Annotated in this window: 21 protein-coding genes; 20 read left to right on the top strand and 1 reads right to left on the bottom strand. The window is 59.0% G+C overall.

The genetic code is table 11. The annotated features are described in order from the left end of the window. Nucleotides 1–3 precede the first annotated feature (3 nt). The 20 genes from motC to folD all read left to right on the top strand — a co-directional run bounded on the left by motC (nt 4) and on the right by folD (nt 18,226). On the top strand, nt 4–1,308 hold the full coding sequence (motC, locus tag ACQZ6F_RS24105; protein WP_077468704.1) for a chemotaxis protein MotC: 1,305 nt from the start codon (nt 4–6) through the stop codon (nt 1,306–1,308). A 2-nt stretch (nt 1,309–1,310) separates the two neighbouring features. Next, nucleotides 1,311–2,912: a flagellar hook-length control protein FliK gene (gene fliK / locus ACQZ6F_RS24110; protein WP_449094346.1), complete on the top strand. Its 1,602-nt coding sequence runs from the start codon at nt 1,311–1,313 to the stop codon at nt 2,910–2,912. Then, nucleotides 2,860–3,447, top strand: a complete 588-nt coding sequence (locus tag ACQZ6F_RS24115) for a lytic transglycosylase domain-containing protein (RefSeq protein WP_077468706.1) — start codon at nt 2,860–2,862, stop codon at nt 3,445–3,447. The genes fliK and ACQZ6F_RS24115 overlap by 53 nt, the downstream gene beginning before the upstream one ends. 280 nt (nt 3,448–3,727) lie before the next feature. Continuing rightward, entirely contained in the window at nt 3,728–4,399 is a 672-nt protein-coding gene (rem, locus tag ACQZ6F_RS24120) for a transcriptional activator Rem (protein ID WP_068397132.1), read from the top strand. A gap of 270 nt (nt 4,400–4,669) precedes the next feature. After that, nucleotides 4,670–4,933, top strand: a complete 264-nt coding sequence (locus tag ACQZ6F_RS24125; protein WP_449094347.1) for a hypothetical protein — start codon at nt 4,670–4,672, stop codon at nt 4,931–4,933. Nucleotides 4,934–4,957: 24 nt separating this feature from the next. Beyond that, complete coding sequence (gene flgK / locus ACQZ6F_RS24130; RefSeq protein ID WP_077468708.1) at nt 4,958–6,442, top strand: flagellar hook-associated protein FlgK; 1,485 nt, start codon at nt 4,958–4,960, stop codon at nt 6,440–6,442. A 3-nt stretch (nt 6,443–6,445) separates the two neighbouring features. Beyond that, nucleotides 6,446–7,489, top strand: a complete 1,044-nt coding sequence (locus ACQZ6F_RS24135) for a flagellar hook-associated family protein (protein ID WP_449094348.1) — start codon at nt 6,446–6,448, stop codon at nt 7,487–7,489. A 37-nt stretch (nt 7,490–7,526) separates the two neighbouring features. Then, a complete protein-coding gene (gene flaF / locus ACQZ6F_RS24140) occupies nt 7,527–7,874 on the top strand; it encodes a flagellar biosynthesis regulator FlaF (protein WP_068397121.1) in 348 nt (115 codons plus the stop codon). Continuing rightward, entirely contained in the window at nt 7,871–8,323 is a 453-nt protein-coding gene (flbT, locus tag ACQZ6F_RS24145; RefSeq protein WP_077468710.1) for a flagellar biosynthesis repressor FlbT, read from the top strand. The genes flaF and flbT overlap by 4 nt, the downstream gene beginning before the upstream one ends. Next, nucleotides 8,311–8,799 (top strand): flagellar hook assembly protein FlgD, encoded by a 489-nt coding sequence (flgD, locus tag ACQZ6F_RS24150; protein ID WP_449094349.1) that lies wholly within the window; start codon nt 8,311–8,313, stop codon nt 8,797–8,799. The genes flbT and flgD overlap by 13 nt, the downstream gene beginning before the upstream one ends. A gap of 32 nt (nt 8,800–8,831) precedes the next feature. Beyond that, a complete protein-coding gene (fliQ, locus tag ACQZ6F_RS24155; RefSeq protein ID WP_068397112.1) occupies nt 8,832–9,098 on the top strand; it encodes a flagellar biosynthesis protein FliQ in 267 nt (88 codons plus the stop codon). A gap of 151 nt (nt 9,099–9,249) precedes the next feature. After that, nucleotides 9,250–11,337, top strand: a complete 2,088-nt coding sequence (gene flhA, locus ACQZ6F_RS24160) for a flagellar biosynthesis protein FlhA (protein WP_068397108.1) — start codon at nt 9,250–9,252, stop codon at nt 11,335–11,337. After that, complete coding sequence (fliR, locus tag ACQZ6F_RS24165) at nt 11,334–12,086, top strand: flagellar biosynthetic protein FliR (RefSeq protein ID WP_077468712.1); 753 nt, start codon at nt 11,334–11,336, stop codon at nt 12,084–12,086. The genes flhA and fliR overlap by 4 nt, the downstream gene beginning before the upstream one ends. A gap of 3 nt (nt 12,087–12,089) precedes the next feature. Then, nucleotides 12,090–12,509 (top strand): hypothetical protein, encoded by a 420-nt coding sequence (locus ACQZ6F_RS24170; RefSeq protein WP_077468713.1) that lies wholly within the window; start codon nt 12,090–12,092, stop codon nt 12,507–12,509. A gap of 132 nt (nt 12,510–12,641) precedes the next feature. Then, nucleotides 12,642–13,235 carry a rod-binding protein gene (locus tag ACQZ6F_RS24175; protein WP_449094350.1) on the top strand — a complete coding sequence of 198 codons (594 nt, stop codon included), beginning with the start codon at nt 12,642–12,644 and terminating at the stop codon, nt 13,233–13,235. 13 nt (nt 13,236–13,248) lie between these two features. Next, nucleotides 13,249–13,617, top strand: a complete 369-nt coding sequence (locus ACQZ6F_RS24180) for a hypothetical protein (RefSeq protein WP_068397097.1) — start codon at nt 13,249–13,251, stop codon at nt 13,615–13,617. Further along, nucleotides 13,614–14,141, top strand: a complete 528-nt coding sequence (locus tag ACQZ6F_RS24185; protein WP_077468715.1) for a hypothetical protein — start codon at nt 13,614–13,616, stop codon at nt 14,139–14,141. Before ACQZ6F_RS24180 ends, ACQZ6F_RS24185 begins: the two co-directional genes overlap by 4 nt. Nucleotides 14,142–14,343: 202 nt before the next feature. Beyond that, complete coding sequence (locus ACQZ6F_RS24190; protein WP_077468716.1) at nt 14,344–15,180, top strand: WecB/TagA/CpsF family glycosyltransferase; 837 nt, start codon at nt 14,344–14,346, stop codon at nt 15,178–15,180. Between the two features lie 100 nt (nt 15,181–15,280). Next, entirely contained in the window at nt 15,281–17,209 is a 1,929-nt protein-coding gene (locus ACQZ6F_RS24195) for a succinoglycan biosynthesis transport protein (protein ID WP_449094351.1), read from the top strand. A 117-nt stretch (nt 17,210–17,326) separates the two neighbouring features. Beyond that, on the top strand, nt 17,327–18,226 hold the full coding sequence (gene folD / locus ACQZ6F_RS24200) for a bifunctional methylenetetrahydrofolate dehydrogenase/methenyltetrahydrofolate cyclohydrolase FolD (RefSeq protein ID WP_449094352.1): 900 nt from the start codon (nt 17,327–17,329) through the stop codon (nt 18,224–18,226). Between the two features lie 109 nt (nt 18,227–18,335). Here folD and ACQZ6F_RS24205 read toward each other — a convergent pair whose 3' ends face one another. After that, nucleotides 18,336–19,361, bottom strand: coding sequence for a substrate-binding domain-containing protein (locus ACQZ6F_RS24205; protein ID WP_077471445.1), 1,026 nt, complete (start codon nt 19,359–19,361; stop codon nt 18,336–18,338). Nucleotides 19,362–19,523: the final 162 nt, after the last annotated feature.

The following is a 19,523-nucleotide window of genomic DNA, read 5'->3' on the forward strand; positions in this document are numbered from 1 at the left end:
GTCATGGCGCGCAAACAGCATCGTCGTCGCCTCGCACTTGCGCTGACCTTCGGCATGCTCGCGCCAGCGGGCGCTCGTGCCGAGGGGCAGGACAGCTTGCCGCTCTACAAGATGCTGCGCTCGCTCGAATTCGTCCAGGATTCCGTGGTTGCGGGCGATAGTTCAGCCGGCGAGATGCAACGCTTTCTGCTGGCTACCATCGACGAGCGCCTGCGCAATGCTGATAAATCCGTCTTTGAAGACAGCCGCAATGCCGATGCGGCGCTGATCTACGCGATGAGCGGCGGCAATCCGGAAACGCTCGAATATCTCATGTCGCGCGACATTAATGGCAATTTCGACAATCGCGTTGCCGATGTGCTCAGGAAATATCTGAACGGCAAGGGGCTGCTGGTCGTCAACACGCTCGCAGACATTGCCAGGGAATATCGCGACAAGCCTATCGGCCCCTATCTTTCCCTCGTTGCCGGCAACGTCATGTCGGGCAAGAATGCTCCGGCTGCGTTGAAGCTCTACGACTGGGCGCGGGTGATGGCACCCGGGACGATCGTCGAGGAATCGGCACTGCGCCGTTCGCTCGCCTTGTGTGCCGATTCCGGGCTGGTGCCGTTGGGGCTCGAATATGCGCAGCGCTATACCAGACGCTTCCTGCATTCCCCCTATGCCAGCCAGTTCGCCGATCTCTTCGTGCAGCTGGTGGTGGATCACGATTCCGACGTCAAGCAGCAGGATATCATCGACATTCTCTCCTTCATGGATCCTCCCCGGCAAAGGGAGATCTATCTGCGCATGGCGCGACGCGCGGCGATTGCCGGCAAGTCTGATCTTGCTGCCCTGGCGGCGGACCGTGCCCAGGCCATAACGAATGATGGCAGCGATGCTTTCAGCGCCTTGGCGGGCTTTTATGGCGGGGTGGCTGGTGTATCGACGCCTGGCCTCGAAGCGGCAATCAGCAATCTCAATCAGATGCCCGCTGGGGAATTGAATGCACAGGATCGGGCCTTGCGCGACGCTGCAAAGGCAGTGGCGCAGGAGATCCTGCGCACGCCAGATCCTGCAAGCCTCGGGCAAGGCAATGTTTCTAACCTGCCCAATCAACAGAGTACTGAACACGATGCTGCTGTGACGAATCAAGCGGGAGGCCAATCTCCCGGCACGGCGGGTGTTGAGCAGGGGGCGGCTACAAAAGCAGCTCCCGCCCCGGAGGGAGGGCGGCAGGAGGCCGACTCTTCGTTCAACGCATTCGTCACGACGAGCCGCTCGAAGCTGGATGCCATCGACGGCCTGTTGAAGCAAGAAAGTCATTGATCATGAACGACATCGGTGTATCCGGCGCCTCATCCGGGGCGGATATTCTTGCTGCCGCGAAAGGTGCCCGCTCCGGGAAGCAGGACAGCGGCAAAGGCTTTCTCGACGCCCTGTCGAACTCGCTTGGCAATGGATCCAAGTCATCCGGCACGAAGGGCAATACCAGTGCGGGAGCGAATGCAGCTACCACCAGCAGCACCGATCCGGACGAAGATGCAGGCGCGACAAAGACGGCGGCGGGCAATCCCGCGGCGCTCGCACTTGCCATTGATGAAAGCGCCAATGCCGGAGCGGCGATGATCGACACATCTGCAGCCAATCTCGCCAATCCTGCCGGACTGGCCAAGGGATCGAAGTCTCCGCAAGGGGCAGCTGCTCTCTCGCTCACGAAATCTCTGATCGAACTGCAGAAGGCAGCTTCGGCGACAGCCCAGGCCGATCCGGCTTCTACACAAACCGATGCTGCCGCCATATCGACGGACCCGGCCGCGCCGACCACCGACGCTACCAAGATGCCGACACAGATTGATGTATCGGCTCAGCTTGCCGACATTGCGCAGCAATTGGCCGAGGCCGTGGCTGCGGGCGGACAACCCGCTGTCGCTGATGGCAATGGCAAGGCACCCGCCGTGAAAGATACGAAGGATGCGGCCACCACTGATGACGGTAAGGCAACGTCGACGCAAGGCGCCCAGGCGGCCAACACAATCTCTGACGCGCTGTCGCTCCTGAATGTTCCGCAAGCCGCTGCTGCAGCTCAAAGCGCGATGACGACGACCGGGCAGGCAACGGGCGATACCAAGATTCAGGGCGTGCCGCTCTCCAATACGACGCTTAAGGGAACCACCGCGGATTCCATGCCGCCCGAAGATGGCACAGCAACGGATTCGTCGCAGACCTTCCGGTTGACGCGTGCTGACGGGCGAAGCGGCGCGCTGGATATGTCCATCTCCAAGAAGGGTGACGACGCCGCCGAGGTCAAGGTAGATGCTCCTGCGAGCGGCGACCTGCCGGCCGTTACCGTTCTTGATTCTCGACGTTACCTCGGGCTTGCTGCCAACTCCGCGCTGGTCGCCGGTTCGCTGGCTGGTGACCGCGAGTGGTCGGCAGCGATGCAGCCGGGCTCGGCGCTTTCCAATGCTGCGAATTTGTCCAGCACGGGCAAGGTCGTCAACACGCTGAAGATCCAGCTCAATCCCGACAACCTTGGCAATGTTACCGCGACGATGCGGCTTTCGGGCGATCAACTCAGCGTCGATCTGAAGGTGCAGACCGGAGAAGCCTACAGGCAGCTGCATGCGGATCAGAGCCATATGGTCGATGCGCTGCGGGCTCAGGGCTATCAGGTCGACAGCATCACCGTCACTATGGCCTCGAATGCGGATCAACAGTCGGATAGCGGTCGGCAGTCCGGATCGAATCAGTCTCAGCAGCAATCCCTGTTGAACCAGGGGCAGGGCGGTGACGCACGTCCGAAAGGCCAGAACTATTCGGGGCAGCAGGCAAATGGAAACAATGGCAATCGCAGCTCGGCGGAACGTGGCGCGGAAGATGGCGCTGCTGGCAACACTCAGCGTTCTCGCTCTGGGGCAGTTTACCTCTGATGCTCTCGCATCGGGAAACGCAACGCCACCCGACAATGGTGCAGCCGGCCTCTGCGAACGTGAGATCCAGTCAGCCGCTGCTAAATACGGCATACCGGAAGGGATTCTCTACTCGGTCGGTTTGACGGAAACCGGGCGCAAGGGATCGCTTTATCCCTATGCGCTCAACGTCGAGGGCAAGCCGATTTTTCCGCCGTCAGAGAATGCCGCCCTGCAGGTTTTTGCTGCCGCGCGGCAGAACGGAGCGAAGCTTATCGACGTCGGATGCATGCAGATCAACCAGTATTTTCACGGTGAAAATTTCACCTCTGTGACTGCCATGTTCGACCCGCGTAGTAATGTCGAGTATGCCGCCAAGTTTCTCCGCAATCTGCATGACAGGCATGAAACCTGGACGATGGCGGTAGCAAGATACCACGCAGGCCCAAACAACGACCCCGCCCAGAAGGTCTATGTTTGTCGCGTCATCGCCAATCTGGTGGCAACGGGCTATGGCAAATGGACGGCCAACGCGGCAACTTTCTGCCAAAATTAGAACGCCCATAGGTTGTATTGCCTATCCGGTTAGCTGACGCTAACCCTTATGTCGAGGTTGACTGCCATCTCTTTGCCTGAAATGCGCATATTAACGATAAGCTAACTAACAACTTTTTTATCGGTGTAAACCGCAAGGTACCCACTACATCTAGTGCAAATCGCACCTCTAAAGTTAATCAATTATTAATTTCCGTCACTCATTTCCGACAGTTGTTCGTGATTCGCCCGATTCGTACCCATAGTCCATCGAAACACCACACTGATTCGGAGGCGGACGAATGATCGTAGTGGTTGATGAGCGAGAGCTTGTTAAGGACGGATATACATCACTGTTTGGGCGGGAGGGCATCCCGTCCACGGGATTTGACCCTCGCGAATTTGGCGAATGGGTCACGACGGCGGCAGAGGGCGATATTGCTGCTGTTGAAGCGTTTTTGATCGGACAAGGGCAGCACGTTCATGAGCTCCCAAGAGCGATTCGTGACCGTACGACTGCACCGGTGATCGCTGTCAGCGATCAACCTTCGCTGGAGTCGACGCTTGCACTCTTCGATTGCGGTGTCGACGATGTCGTACGCAAGCCGGTGCATCCCAGAGAGATTCTGGCACGAGCCGCGGCGATCCGCCGGAGGCTCAAGGCCATCAGCAACTATACCGATGTCGGACCGGTTCGCATCTTTGCGGATGGGCGCGATCCGGAAATCAACGGCGACGTTTTCGCATTGCCGCGGCGCGAGCGTCGTATCCTGGAATACTTGATCGCCAATCGCGGTCGCCGGGTGACGAAGACGCAGATCTTCAACGCGATCTACGGCATCTTCGACGAGGAAGTCGAAGAGAACGTCGTCGAAAGCCATATTTCGAAGCTGCGCAAGAAGCTGCGCAAGAAGCTCGGTTTTGACCCTGTCGATTCCAAGCGCTTCCTTGGCTATTGCATCGACTGGAGCTGAGGCTTCAATCGGTTACTAACCTCCAGAATTTGGCCAAAGGCCCGGGAATCCAGTGATTCCCGGGCCTTTGCTTTGTCGGCGCACCTGGCCATTGCCCGGATCCTATGGTGCGTTGTTTCTTACATTTCTCTCCCGTATCGCGCCGCACGCGGGCATTGCTTCGCTTCTCGCAGCGTCATTTTCCGATGATCGTTTTTTCGTCTTCTCAGACAGCTTCACGCAAGGCCCGCCACCTACTCTTGGTCGCATCAAGGATAACGAGGATTCCAGATGAGGAATTTCGACAGCATGAGGGCCGCGATTGCGGAGCGGAATGCACAGACGGTTCGTCTGGGCACCGCTTTCGGCATCGGCGCCAATGCGATGTCGGCTCATAATGGCTTCGTCGTATCTCAGAACGCTTGCAGACGGTCGTTTTCGGTCATTTCGGGGACCTTCTCACGGGATGCAAACGACAATCTGGAGTCCGCCGGCCTCATTCTGATGGGCTATCCCGACACATCCGGCGCGCCATCGGCCAATCTGCGGCGCTAAAACGAATAGGGTATCGAGTCAGTCATGTCGCTCACAACAGCTCTCAATAACGCGCAGGCAATATTCAACAATACCGGCACGCAGAGCAGTGTCGTGTCGAACAATATCGCCAATGCGAGCAACACGGATTATTCGCGTCGGCAGGCTGTGCTGACGACAAACGGCGCCGGCGCACAGGTCGTCAAGATTGCCCGCAGCGACGAGCCGGCATTGCAGAAGGCATACCTTGCCAACGCCTCTTCGGACGCGGCGCAGCAGCTGCTTTTGAATGCCTACAGCAACCTTCAATCGACGACACTCGGCGGCAACGCCAACGAGATCGCACCCTCGACCTATCTTTCGGCTTTCCAGACCGCGATGCAGACCTATTCGGGGTCGCCATCCAGCACGACGGCAGCGCAGTCCGCCATCAATGCGGCCCAGAGCCTTGCCACGTCGCTCAACAATGCCACGACCGCTGTACAGAACGCCCGGTCCGACGCCGACAAGCAGATCAGCTCCGACGTCGATACGCTGAACGGCCTGTTGAAGCAGTTCCAGGACGCGAACGATGCAGTGAAATCTGCGAGCACGGCCGCCGGTCCCACATCGAATGCGCTTGCCGACGCGATGGATCAGCGCGATTCGATCCTGAAACAGATTTCGCAGATCGTCGGCGTTACGCCGGTGACGCGCGGCAATAACGATATGGCGCTGTACACATCGAGCGGCACGACGCTGTTCGAGACCATTCCGCGCACTGTGACCTTTACGCCGACGAATTCCTATACGGCAGGTACCACCGGCAACAACGTCTATATCGACGGTGTTGCGCTCACCCCCGGCCAAGGCGCAACCACGACCGCGCAGGGCACGCTTCAGGCGGCGCTTCAGGTTCGCGACGATGTCGCACCGACCTATCAGAAGCAGCTCGATGAAATTGCGCGCGGTCTGGTGACGACCTTCGCGGAGACGAATAGCGACCCGACAAAGCCGACGCTGCCCGGTCTCTTCACATGGAGCGGGGGCACTGTCCCAACAGGCGCTACCGCCGTTGCGGGCCTCGCTGGCTCGATAACCGTTAATTCGAAATTAGTCACGTCTCAAGGTGGCAATCCGTCATTGCTGCGTGATGGTGGTATTAACAACACCTCGACGGAAACTGGCTACACCAAGAATACCAGCGGCGACAGCGGCTATTCTACACAGCTTGATGCCTACATCACTGGCATGAATACGAAGATGAACTTCGACCCGAAAGCTGGCTCCGACAGCAAGGCCAGCCTTATGGACTATGCATCCAGCTCTATCGGCTGGCTCGAGGGGCAACGTAGCTCGGCGACGACAGCGGCGGAAAATACCTCTGCGGCCGTATCGCGTTCCTCGACTGCCTATTCGAATGCGACCGGCGTCAACCTCGACGAAGAATTGACGCTGATGATGGATATCGAGCAGTCCTACAAGGCTGGAACCAAGATATTGAACGCCGTCAACGAGATGCTTCAATCGGTACTGGATATTGCGAGCTAAGCCATGAAACTCTCTTTCATTTCAAGCCAAGCCATTCAGAACGCCATGCGCCAGACGATCCGTCAGGCGCAGAATGAAATGACCAGTGCGTCAACCGAGGCAACCACCGGCGTCTATGCCGACATCGGCGTCGCGTTGGGTAGCAATACCGCGCTCAGCGTCAACCTTACGAGGGATGTGTCGCGCATCGATTCCATTCTCGGCAGCAATTCGATTGCAAGCCAGCGGATGACGTCGTCGCAGACTGCCCTGACCGGCATGGGCACGCAGGCGCAGAAGCTGATGGATCAGCTGGTGGCTCTGCGCGGAAGCACCGACAGTACCAGCATAGCACTGACCCAGCAGGTCGCGACATCGGCGCTATCGAGCGTCATCGCGTCGGGCAATACCATGGTCAACGGCGAATATCTTTTCGCCGGCACCAACACGGATGTGCAGCCGATGACGGATAAATCCGCGTCGACGAATGCAGCGATCCAGACGGCACTGTCCGCTTATGCGACAGCCAATGGTACCACGATAGACAAGCTCACAGGCGACCAGATGAAAGATTTCATCACGACCAAGGTCGAGCCCATGTTCACATCCGATAGCGGCTGGGCCAGCTGGTCCAGCGCCTCGGATCAGAACATGGCGAGCCGGATCAGCAATTCGGAAGTCATCGAAACCTCGACGAATTCCAACTCGGCGGGCATGCGCTACATGGCGCTGGCAAGCACGGTCGCCAATGCATTGACGGGCACGACGCCGGCGCTCAATCAGGATGCGCAGAACGCCGTTACCGATCAGGCCATCAGCTACGCGCGCCAGGCGATCGATGGGTTGAACAGCCAGGCAAGCCAGCTCGGCCTCTCGCAATCGCGCCTGACGGATGCGAACACGACGCTGAACGCGCAGAAGACCATTCTGAATACGAACATAGGCGACCTGACGGGCGTGGATCCCTATGAGGCCTCGACCAAGGTCAATAGCCTCCAGACCCAGCTTGAAACCGCCTACACCATTGTCTCGAAGATCCAGCAGCTAAGTCTTGTAAATTACCTTTGATGATCAAAGGGAAGGAATGACCAGGAAGGATGCATGAATGTATCAGTTCTCATATGCGGAAGTCCTGCAGGATGCAGTGGCCGACGCCAAGGAAAGAGAACGGCAAGTTCTGGACCGGTCGGTAGCTCTTCTCTCTGCGGCCCGTGATGCGGGGAAATACGGCCGCGAAGCGATTGAGGCCCTCTACTATACGCGGCGCGTATGGGTCAGTTTTGTCGAGGATCTCAAAAGTCCGGAGAACCAGCTCAACGTCGAACTGCGGGCCAACCTAATCTCGATCGCCATCTGGATTTTGAAGGAATGCGATCGAATCCGGCGGCGCCAGTCGGAAAACTATCAAGGCATCATCGATGTCACCACCATCATCAGGGATGGACTTAAATGAAAAGTACGCTTCGTATATCGCTTAAAGCCGGGGAAAAGATTTTTATCAACGGAGCCGTCCTGCGCGTCGATCGCAAGGTTGCTCTGGAATTCCTGAATGATGTGACATTCCTGCTTGAAAACCACGTGCTTCAGCCCGAGGAAGCCAAGACGCCGCTGCGCCAACTCTATTTCATCGCGCAGATGATCCTCATCAATCCCGAGGGCAAGGAGCAATCGACGGCGATGTTCCGCAAGTCGATCGTCATGCTGCTGTCGTGCTTCCACAATGAGGAAGTGCTGGCCGAGCTGAAGCGTATCGACGGCCTCGTCGCCACCGGTCGCGCCTTCGACGCCTTGAAGGCGATCCGCGGGCTCTATCCGGTCGAAGACAACATTCTGAACAATCAGGAAATGCCGGCGGCTACGATCGAGCATATCCGCCGGGAGATTGCTCCATGGCAACGGTAGACGCCGTTAACAACAGCAGCTCTTCGAGCAATTCAGCGCAGAATGCCGCTACGGCGGGTGCGAGCGCTACCCTGAACTATAACAACTTCCTGCAGCTCCTCATCGCACAGATGAAGAACCAGGATCCGACCGCGCCGATGGATGCGACCCAGCAGATTTCCCAGCTGGCAAGCTTTTCTCAGGTCGAACAGCAGATCCAGACGAACTCGCACCTGGAAACGGTGCTGCAGAACCAATGGATCTCGCAGGCCTCCGATTATATCGGCAAGCAGATCATGAGCGCCGATGGCAAGACCACAGGCACGATCAAGGAAGTGACCGTCTATACGGACGGTATCATTGCTCAGACCAATGCTGGCGACAAGATTCTCATCCAGGCCGGCGTAACGATCGCTCCGGCCGGTACGGTCATTGATACGCCGTCGTCGTCGAGCGATACTAGCACCGATGATTCGTCGGATTCGTCCGGCAGCTAATGAGTAGCTGCTGAATTAGGGATGAAGATGCCATGAATGAAGCCGATGCATTGGATATCTTCCAGGCGGCGATCTGGACGGTGCTTGTGGCTTCCGGCCCAGCGGTTCTCGCCGCCATGGTCGTCGGCCTCGTGATCGCCTTGATTCAGGCTCTGACGCAGGTGCAGGAAGCGACGTTGACCTTCGTGCCGAAGATCGTTGCCGTGATGGTGACGATCGGTATTACCGCACCTTTCGTCGGCTCGCAGATTTCGATCTTCACCAATCTCGTCTTCTCCCGGATCCAGTCCGGCTTCTAGGAATCGGATCCGAGAGCCGAAACGGCCTTTCGGATCATGTGCTTTGCTGGCTATAAGCCATTCTCGCGCAAGCTTCGCCTTCTAAAGATCGGTCCGAATGGGCAAATGGGTCAACCGTTTGCCCCCTCTCATGAAGAGATGGAAACGGTCGATGGCACAACCACCCGCATTAGCACTTCCCAAAGCCAATCCCAGCGTTCGTGATATCGGGTTCGCCCTCGGTATCATGGTCATCCTTTGCGTGCTGTTTCTGCCGATTCCGCCGTTTCTGATCGACCTTGGTCTCGCCTTTTCGATCGCGCTTTCAGTGCTGATTCTCATGGTGGCCTTGTGGATCAAGAAGCCGCTGGAGTTCTCGTCCTTCCCGACGATTCTTCTGATAGCGACGATGACGCGCCTGGCGCTGAACATTGCGACGACACGCGTCATTCTCTCGCATGGCTATGAAGGACACGATGCCGCCGGCGGTGTCATTGCAGGCTTTGCCAGCCTGGTCATGTCGGGTGACTTCGTCATCGGTCTGATCGTCTTCATGATCCTGATCACGATCAACTTCATCGTCATCACCAAGGGCGCGACGCGTATCGCCGAAGTCGGCGCCCGTTTCACCCTTGATGCGATCCCCGGCAAGCAGATGGCCATCGACGCCGATCTCTCGGCCGGCCTGATCGATGAGAAGGAAGCACAGCGGCGGCGGCGTGAGCTGGAGGAGGAGAGCTCCTTCTTCGGCGCCATGGACGGTGCCTCGAAGTTCGTGCGCGGCGATGCCGTCGCCGGTCTTCTGATCACCTGCATCAATATCTTCGGCGGCATCATCATCGGTTATTTCCGTCACGGTATGCCGATTGGCCAGGCTGCGGACGTCTTCGTCAAGCTTTCGGTCGGCGACGGTCTTGTTTCACAGATGCCGGCACTCATCGTGTCTTTGGCTGCCGGCCTTCTCGTTTCGCGCGGCGGTACGGCCGGTTCGACCGATCAGGCGGTTCTCAACCAGCTGAGCGGCTATCCGCGTGCGCTCGCCGTGTCGGCAGTGCTGATGGGCATTCTGGCCGTCATGCCCGGCATGCCGTTCCTGCCTTTCGTGTTCCTCGGCGGTCTCTTGGCGGCCGGTGCCTGGTTCATTCCGCGCCAGATCGAAGCCGAGAACAAGCTTCGCCGCGACGCCGAAGAGCAGAAGGTCATGCAGACGAAGGAGATGGAAAAGGACTCGGTCAAATCGGTGCTGAAGACCGCCGAGATCGAACTGGCGCTCGGCAAGATCGTCTCCACGCGCTTGCTCGGCGCGCATCAGGAACTGGCCTTCCGCGTCGGCAAGATGCGCAAGAAGTTTGCGACCCAATACGGCTTTGTCGTGCCGGAGATCAAGGTGATCGACGACATGGGCATCGCCGACAAGTCGTATCAGATCCGCATCCACGGCACGACGATCGCTTCCAATATGCTGCGTGTCGGCGAAGTGCTCGTCGTCACCGGTTCGGGCCGCAAGCCGACCGTTCCCGGCGACGAGATTCGCGAACCAGCCTTCGGCATGCCCGCGGTCTCCGTGCTCGAGGCCTTCGTCGATGACCTGAAGCGTGAGGGCTTCCAGCCGATCGACAATGTCTCGGTCGTGCTCACCCACATGAGCGAAGTCATCCGCAACAACCTGCCGGCGTTGCTGTCCTACAAGGACGTCAAGATTCTCATCGAGCGCCTCGACCCGGAATACAAGAAGCTCGCCGACGAAATCTGCTCGTCGCACATGTCCTATTCCGGCCTGCAGGCAGTGCTCAAGCTCCTGCTCGCCGAACGCGTCTCCATCCGCAACCTGCATCTCATTCTCGAAGCGGTTGCCGAGCTGGCGCCGCATGTGCGCAAGACCGAGCAGATCGTCGAGCATGTGCGCGTCCGCATGGCGCAGCAGCTCTGCGGCGACCTGGCGGACAATGGCGTTCTGCGCGTCCTGCGCCTCGGCAGCAAATGGGACCTCATCTTCCATCAGGCTCTGAAGCGCGACCAGAAGGGCGAAATCGTCGAATTCGACATCGATCCGCGCAGCCTGGAAGAGTTCAGCGAGCAGGCGGGCAAAGTTATCCGTGAATACATGGACCGGGGCATGCCCTTCGTTCTTGTCACGTCGCCGGAAACACGCTCCTATGTGCGCATGATCATCGAACGCCTGTTCGCGACCCTTCCGGTTCTGTCGCATGTCGAATTGGCCAAGGGGATCGAGATCAAGATTCTGGGTTCGATTTCATGATACCTGACCCTCAGGGGACCATTCTGGCGGTGTTCGTCGCCTTCTGCCGCATCGGCGGCTGCATAATGGTGCTCCCTGGGTTTTCGTCCGGTCGCATACCGATGCAGATCCGGCTGCTTCTCTCCGTGGCCCTGTCCATGGCGATCTTGCCGCTGCTCTGGAACACGATCTATCCGGCGGTGGCAAATAGTGGTGCAAGCTATATCCGCCTGATCTTCAGCGAAACGATTATCGGCGTCATCTACGGCATGATGGCCCGGATCTATACGCTGGGCCTGCAGTTCGCGGGCACCGTCATATCGATGCTGATCGGCTTCAACGCACCGGCTGGGGCGGATATCATCGAAGATTCAAGCGAGACGTCGCTGACCGGGCTTATCAGCTTTTGCGGGCTGATGATTCTTTTCATTCTGGATTTTCACCATTACGTCCTGCAGGCGCTGGTCGATTCCTACTCCGTCATTCCGTTCGGCGGCCAGATCGAGCCGCGCGCCGCGCTCATATCCATCACCGATACGCTGGAAACCACCTTCTTCATCATGCTGCGTCTGTCGAGCCCGTTTCTGCTCTATGGCCTGATGTTCCAGATTTCGATCGGCTTCATCAACAAGCTGGCGCCGCAAATTCCGATCTATTTCATTTCCACGCCATATCTTCTGATGGGCGGACTGTTCATGCTTTACCTGAGTATCGCAGAGATGATCAGCCAATTCTCTAATGCGTTCCTCACCGTCTTCAACGGGCATTAGCCGATGGTGGAAAGAAGCCGTTCCGAGAAATTGAAGCGCTTGGTCGCGATGCAGCGACATCTGGAGCGCATCGCCGAGAACGAACTTGCCGAGACGACCCGTCAGCGCTCCGATGTTACGGCATCGATGGAAAGGGTCATGGATGCGATCGGCTCGGTCGATCCCGTGCACATGGCGTTCTCCATTCATTACGCCGAACGTTACGGCCGGCTGATGGTCAGGGATCAGCAGCTGGAGGGCATCCAGACGATGATTCAGATGAAGGTCCAGCAGGAACGCACCAAAGCCGAGCGGTTGGAAGAGCACATGAAGGACGCCCGTGAGCTCGAAATGCGCGAAGCGGACGATAATGCGGTCTACGATATCATCGATCAGCGCTTTGCCGGCGCAACGCCAGCCTCCAGCAAGGTTCAAAAATCATAATCGTCACGATCATGGAGCAGCAGGTGCGTCGTTGGGTTGCCTGCCCGCTCCGACCGTTTGATTCGACATGCCCCGGCGCGAGCGTTGCATCGCGTATGTTCGGGGGAATGCGATAGCAGAAGGAGACGTGACGTGGCTATTTCGCCTCCGAGTGATTTGGTTCTTGATGTGGTCAAGGCCGCCAACCCGGCTGATGTCGAGGTTGCTCAGGCCAAGCTTGCCGCCAACAAGGCTGCTTTCGCCGCCACCAGCCTTGCCGAAAACGGCAGCGGCTTCGGGGCCGCCTTCAGCGCGCTGAACAGCGCCGCGACCCAGGCCGGCCTTGCCAATGCGAACACCCATACCGGTCCGACGAAGGTGCCGCAGGTCTATCGCAAGTTCGAAGCCATGATGATGCAGAACTTCGTGAAGAACATGCTGCCGAGCAGCGAAACGCTCTACGGCAAGGGTGCTTCAGGCGAGATCTGGAAAGGCATGATGGCCGAGCAGCTCGGCAACACGATCGCCAAGAATGGCGGCGTCGGCATCGCTGAGAAGATGTATCAGGAACAGGTCACCAAGATGCGCAATACCGGCGCCATCAACTCGGCGACCAATGAGAACGACAAGAAGATGGCGTTGAGCGCCGTCACGGATTTTCAGCGCAAGACGCTTGCCGCAACTGACGCCAGCGACGGCGACACGAGCATTACCAATCAGAATACGCTGACGTCCCAGAAAGCATAAGCGAGGTAGCACCATGGAAGTGATGTCACAGGACTATCGGATCAAGTCTGTCCTTGGCCGTCTGGAGATGATTATCGACAACGAGAACAATCGGATCGGCAGCGACCCCGAATTCGATCTGAAGGTCTCGAACGCGCACAAGAGCCGCTGCCTCTACGAATTGTCGATGCTGTTTCGCGATACCGATCCCGCGGATCTCGCCGTTGCCCATATCGAGCAGCTTCATGGGCTGAAGAAGAAACTGGTGCTCAATGCCCGTCGCGTCGAAGCGCATCTCGAGGCGGTTCGCGCCGTCGCGGACATTCTGAAGAATGCCGTGCAGAATGCCGATGCGGACGGCACCTATTCGCAGGAGCAATTCCGCGTCCGTGAGGCCGGATGATCAAGCTCGTCCTCACCGGCCTGTGGGTCTGCGCCGTAACATTGGCTTCGGTCTATTTTTCGGTGCAGACGGCGACGGCGCCCGCGGTCAGTCCTGACGACGCCAAGAAGGCGCAGCAGGAACTGGTCAAGGGCGAATCGATCAATGTTCCCGTGATCGCCAACGGCCAGGTGACCGGCTATTTCCTGACGCGCATCTCCTTCATGATGGAGAAGGGCAAAGCCAATGCGCTTCAGATCCCTTTGCCCGAGCTGACGACCGACGAGCTCTTTTCGCTGCTCATCGGCAACAAGGCAATCGATATCGCCCATACGCAAAGTTTCGACGTTGCCGCTTTTCGCAGCGATCTGAAAAAGCGGATGAACGAACGGCTCGGCGGCGACTATGTTGCCGACGTGCTGATCCAGCAGCTCGACTATCTCTCCAAGGAAGAGACGCACGGCGGAGAAACCGTTGGAAAGAAGACGGTCAAGCCGGTCAAGATCGTGCAGGATGCGGCGGCGGACAAGGTTCCCGCGGAGTAGATTTTCCGCCGGCGGCATGTTTAACAAATCCTTGATGAACTCACGCAATTGCGGCCATTTATCCTAACGGAAGGTTGGGATTGCTTTGCTATAAACACCTCCTAGCGATGCTTTTATCATTGCCGCAGCACGAGCGATGAATAGGCAAAGCCTAGAACGTCGGCCTCAGTCATCTTGGCGAAGCCGGCAGGAGGTTGTTGGATTGAACCAGGTTGCTGATTTTGCTGTCGTAGCGTCACGCCGTATGATCTTCGATCTGCCGGTCTGCGATCTCGATTGGGAGGATGCGTTGACCTTCGTCAACGAGCTTGCATCCTTGCCCGTCGGACAGACATCCATTTCCTTCGTCAATGCCCACAACATGCTCGTGATGCTGCGCGACGAGAACTATCGTGAGGTTCTCGAGCGAAATCTTGTCCTGCCCGATGGGGTCGGTCTCGATATCGCTTCTCGCGTCGCTCATGGAGAAGCCTTTCCCGCCAACTTGAATGGCACGGATTTCGTTCCGGCGCTGCTCACCTTCATGGAGCGCCCCAAACGCATCGGTCTTCTGGGCGGCCGCCGTTCCGTTGTCGAGAAAGCGGCGGAAAAACTCCGGCAGCATGCGCCGTGGCATGAATTCGTCGTCGTCTCCGACGGCTTCTTCAATCCGGCTCGAAGCAATGCGATCACCGCTGAGATAAGCCGGCAGAAGATAGATGTGCTGATCGTCGGCATGGGCACGCCACTGCAGGAAAAGTGGGTCGCCGAACATGTCGGACCCCAGCATGCACGGTTGGTCCTGACGGTGGGTGCCCTGTTCGATTTCATCTCGGGCACTGTACCACGCGCTCCGGCATTGGTGCGTGCAATGCGCAGCGAGTGGCTGTTCCGCTTGGTCTTGGAGCCGGGCAGGTTGTGGCGGCGTTACATGTTGGGCGTGCCGCTTTTCCTCTACCAGGTCATCAGGCATCAGTTCGGCCGCAAGCAGCGGATCGGTCGGGTGGAGACGCAGCACACGCGGCCTCGTCTCATGCCGCCGGATAAATTAGCAAGTTGATAATTGCAGGCTTGGCGTTAACTCTTTCTTTGGCATGAAAGTTTAGAGTGGGTTAACCATTTGCACTGGTCTTGCGACCATGCGTCCGAGATGACCCGCCATGCACGAAAGCAAAGCCAGGACCGGATTGTACCCTGACGATGCAGAAGCCCTTCAGGCTTCGCACGGGCCAGGCCGACCTAATTCCCGTTATCTCGAGGACGATGGCTTTCGCAGCCGCGCCGATCTGCGCGCTGCCAATTCCGACGATCCGCGCGATGCACAGTTGCGGGCGCTACTGCGCAGGAGGCTGGCCGGCGATCCCTATCCGGTGTCGGGTGGAAGGGCGCCGGCGCAGGAAGAAGCGCCGCCGGCCCAGCCGCTGGCTGACCATATCGGCAGCATCCTCAGCCGCCGCTACGCCGAGCGTGAGCCGGCAGGCAAGCAGCCCTTGGAGCCCCTCTCCGATCTGCTGGAGTTTGTGCCCGATCTGCTCGATGGTGGAGCCGAGCCTTTCGAGCACACCGCCGAACCGGCCTTGCCCAAGCCGTCATCCCGATCCCGTAATTGGTCTTTGAGTCTTCGCTCCCTCGGCTTTGTCATTGCGACGGCACTGGTGGGAGCCGCCATCCCGACAATGCTTGCCTCGCCGCCACTTTACATGTCGCAAGCTTTTCTTCATGCCGAAGGTGAGGGCAGGGCGCGTCAGGTGGTGCTGGATGTCGCGGCAAAGCGTGTGGTCGCCCCGGCCGCACTCTCGGATGTCGTCGCAAGGTTGAAGCTGGATCGAAACCCTGAATTCAGCGGGAGCCGCGCCGGCGCCCTTGGTGTTGCCATCGAGCTTCTATCCGGCAGCGGCAATGCTTCGGACGCGCCTTCGCGGGCGCAGGCAGCCCTGCGCAAGGGCGTAGCCGTCGGTATTGACGATGCGACCGGCCTCCTGCGGCTGTCCGTCACGTCAGGTGACCCGCTTCTATCCGCTGAAATTGCCAATCGTCTGGCCGTCGCCGCCATCTATGATGCGGCCGTCGTGCAGGCCGCCGGAGCATCCGGCGCAGGCGGCACAGCGGTCGATCGCAGCCGCAAGGAGCTTGATCGCGCCTCGGCCGCACTTGCCAATTTCAAGGCTCAGTATGGCGAAGACAAGATAACAGCGGCCGTGGCTCTTCAACAGCAGCGTCCGCAGCTGGATAATGACATCAAGGCGGCAGAACTGGCGGTGCGTAACGCCAGAGCCAATGTCTCGGCGGCGAAAGCCGCGACACCCGCTTCCCTGATGAGCGGTGCGTTGCCACCGGATCTGGCCGCAGCTGGCCTCGATGATATTCGCAGCCGCTACAGCGCCGCCAAGGCGCAGCTCGCCCAGCTTGCGATCCAGCTCGGCCCACGCCACCCGCGCCTCCTCGCACAGCAGGCGACAGTGAATGATCTTGCCGCTGGTATCCGTAGCCAGCTGCAGCGGCTTGTCGTCAGCAGCGATGCGGCGTTGAAAGCCGCTCTTGAGCAGCAGGACGCGCTTTCCGCGCGCATGACCGCGCTCAGTCAGAAGGGCGTCGATGTCGACATCGCCCATCTCACGCAATTGCAGGAGGCCGTCGCCGCCGCGCAAACTCGCTATGAGGCCGACCAGCAAAGCGCCGCTTTCGCTCCGCCGGAAGCCAAGCCGCCGATGACGGTGATTTCGCAGGCCGTCGCCGCCGGCGCGCCGCTTGACGACAATCTCGCCGGCAATCAGGCGATCGGTTTCCTGGCCGGTCTCGGCCTGTCGCTCTGCGTGATCTTCCTGCGAAAATCGCGGGATGACGTCACCTCAGCAGAGGACCATGAGGTCGAGGAAACCGGCATACATGATCCCGCTTTCCCTGATGGTATCGAGCCGGCATCTACGGTGCTCCCCGATCCCTCTCATCAGCCGACCGCGGTCGCTGATCCGGATCTCGAAACCCGACCGGTCAGTCTCGATCAATGGGCCGGCATCCAGGAAGAGCTGGCGCTGCTGCGTGCCAAAGTCCAGACATATGCCGCGCACAGGCATGCCGGCATCGATTGATCCGGCCGCCGTTTCTCCTTGCAATTACCGCTTTCAGACACCATAGGGCGTTGGCAGGCAATTCCAGCGCGCCGATGATTTGTAGATTGGCGCCGAGTTCATATCGGAGAGACCAGCGTGACGACAGTGATCGACGGCAAGGTTGCAGCGGCTTCGGTGATCGAGGCTGTGAAGGCGGCGGCGGCAGGGCTTGAGACGGAGACCGGCGTGAAGACCGGGCTTGCGGTCGTGATCGTCGGTGACGATCCGGCCAGCCACGCCTATGTGAACTCCAAGAGCAAGATGGCCAAGGAATGCGGCTTCAAGTCGGTCCAGCACACGCTGCCGGCCGAGACGACGCAGGAAGCGCTCGCAAGCCTCGTGGCATCGCTGAACGAAGATCCGTCCATCCACGGCATTCTGGTGCAGCTGCCGTTGCCGAAGCATCTGGATTCCGATCCGATCATCCAGTCGATCCGGCCGGACAAGGATGTCGATGGATTGCATGTCGTGAATGCCGGCAAGCTTGCGACCGGCGATCTCGAGACCGGGCTGATCTCCTGCACGCCGGCCGGCGCTATGCTTCTGGTGCGGCGTATTCACGGCGACGACCTGTCGGGGCTGAATGCCGTCGTCATCGGCCGTTCCAACCTGTTCGGCAAGCCGATGGCGCAATTGCTGCTCAATGCCAATGCGACTGTGACGACGGCGCATTCGAGGACGAAGGATCTGGCCTCGGTCTCGCGCGGCGCCGATATTCTGGTTGCCGCCGTCGGCCGCCCGGAGATGGTCAAGGCCGACTGGATCAAGCCAGGCGCAACGGTCATCGATGTCGGCATCAACCGGATTGCGGCGCCGGAGCGGGGCGAGGGCAAGAGCCGGCTGGTGGGCGATGTCGCCTATGCCGAAGCGTCCGATGTCGCCGCTGCCATCACGCCGGTTCCGGGCGGTGTCGGACCGATGACGATTGCCATGCTGATGGCCAATACCGTCATTGCCGCTCATCGCACCGCGGGAAAACAGCCACCGAAGTTCTAGAGCAATTGCAGGAAAAGTGTGCAGCGGTTTTCCGTCTGGAATTGCGTAAAAGCAATAGCTTAGAGCGGTTGGGCGTTTCCGTGAGGCGCTTGACCGCTCTAAACCGGCCTCAATCGTCCGGCGCGACGCCGGTCGAGGCGCGAACGATCAGCTCCGTCTTCCAAAGCTCCTGCGATGGAAACTCGTCGCTATGCTTGATCTCGCCGATCAGCCGTTCGGCAATGCGGTTGCCGGCGGCGCGCAACGATGAGCGCGTCGTCGTCAGCGGCACGGTGAAATTTTCCGGTTTCAGCAAAGTCAGCACGTCGTCATGGGCGATCAGCGAGATGTCTTCGCCCAGCTTGAGCTTTGCCTGGTTGATGGCACGCACGGCGCCGAGCGCCAGCACGGTACTGGAACAGAGGATAGCGGTTGGACGCTGCTCCATCTGCAGGAGGCGCTCCATGACGAGAAGGCCTTGTTCGTCCGTCATGGCCGTGTGGCTGACGCAAGCCTCATCGAGCGTCAGGCCCCGTTCGGCAAGTGCCGCCTCGACACCGTTCTTCCGGCGGATGGCGAAATCGAGATAGACCAGGCCGTTCAGCAGCGCGAAGCGCTTGTGCCCAAGCTGCAGCAACAGCTTCGTGGCATCGTAGAAGGCGGCCTCGTTGTCGATGTCGAGATAGGGGTAGTCCGGCTCCGAGCCGATGGAGCGCCCATGCACGAGGAAGGGGATGGAGAGCGTCTTCAGCATCTCCAGACGCGGATCGTGGCCGCGCAAATAGTTGACAAACAGGGCATCGACATTGCCGCTGGCCGCCAGCCGTCTCAAGGCGCCGACCTCGTCGTTCGGATCTGCCGGCGTCAGCACGAAATGGAAATCATGCCGCAAGGCCTCCTCGCCAAGCCCGGTCAGGAATTCGCTGAAATGCACGTCGGAAGAATTGCCGGGTGAGGTCGGCATGACAAGTCCGATCGAGCCCGCCTTGCCGGTCGCGAGCCTCTGCGCCGCCTTATTGGGCCGATAGCCGGTTTCCCGAACCGCTTTGAGGACGCGCTCGCGCGTCTCGCGATTGACCTCCGGATATCCGTTCAATGCCCGGCTGACTGTCGTCTGCGACAGCCCCAGCATTTGCGATAGCTGTTTCAGATTCACGAATTTCGGCTCCTCCAACTCCTGCCGCTAAGATGCCAACGCAACCTCCCGAAACGTCCATGGCTTCCAAAGCGCTTTCAAATATGTAGCAGGCGGAGCGCGTGAGACAAGACGATTAGCGAAAATATTGGCGGTTATTTCATGCTGCAATGCGAGATTTTT

Source organism: Rhizobium sp. A22-96, assembly GCF_053521805.1.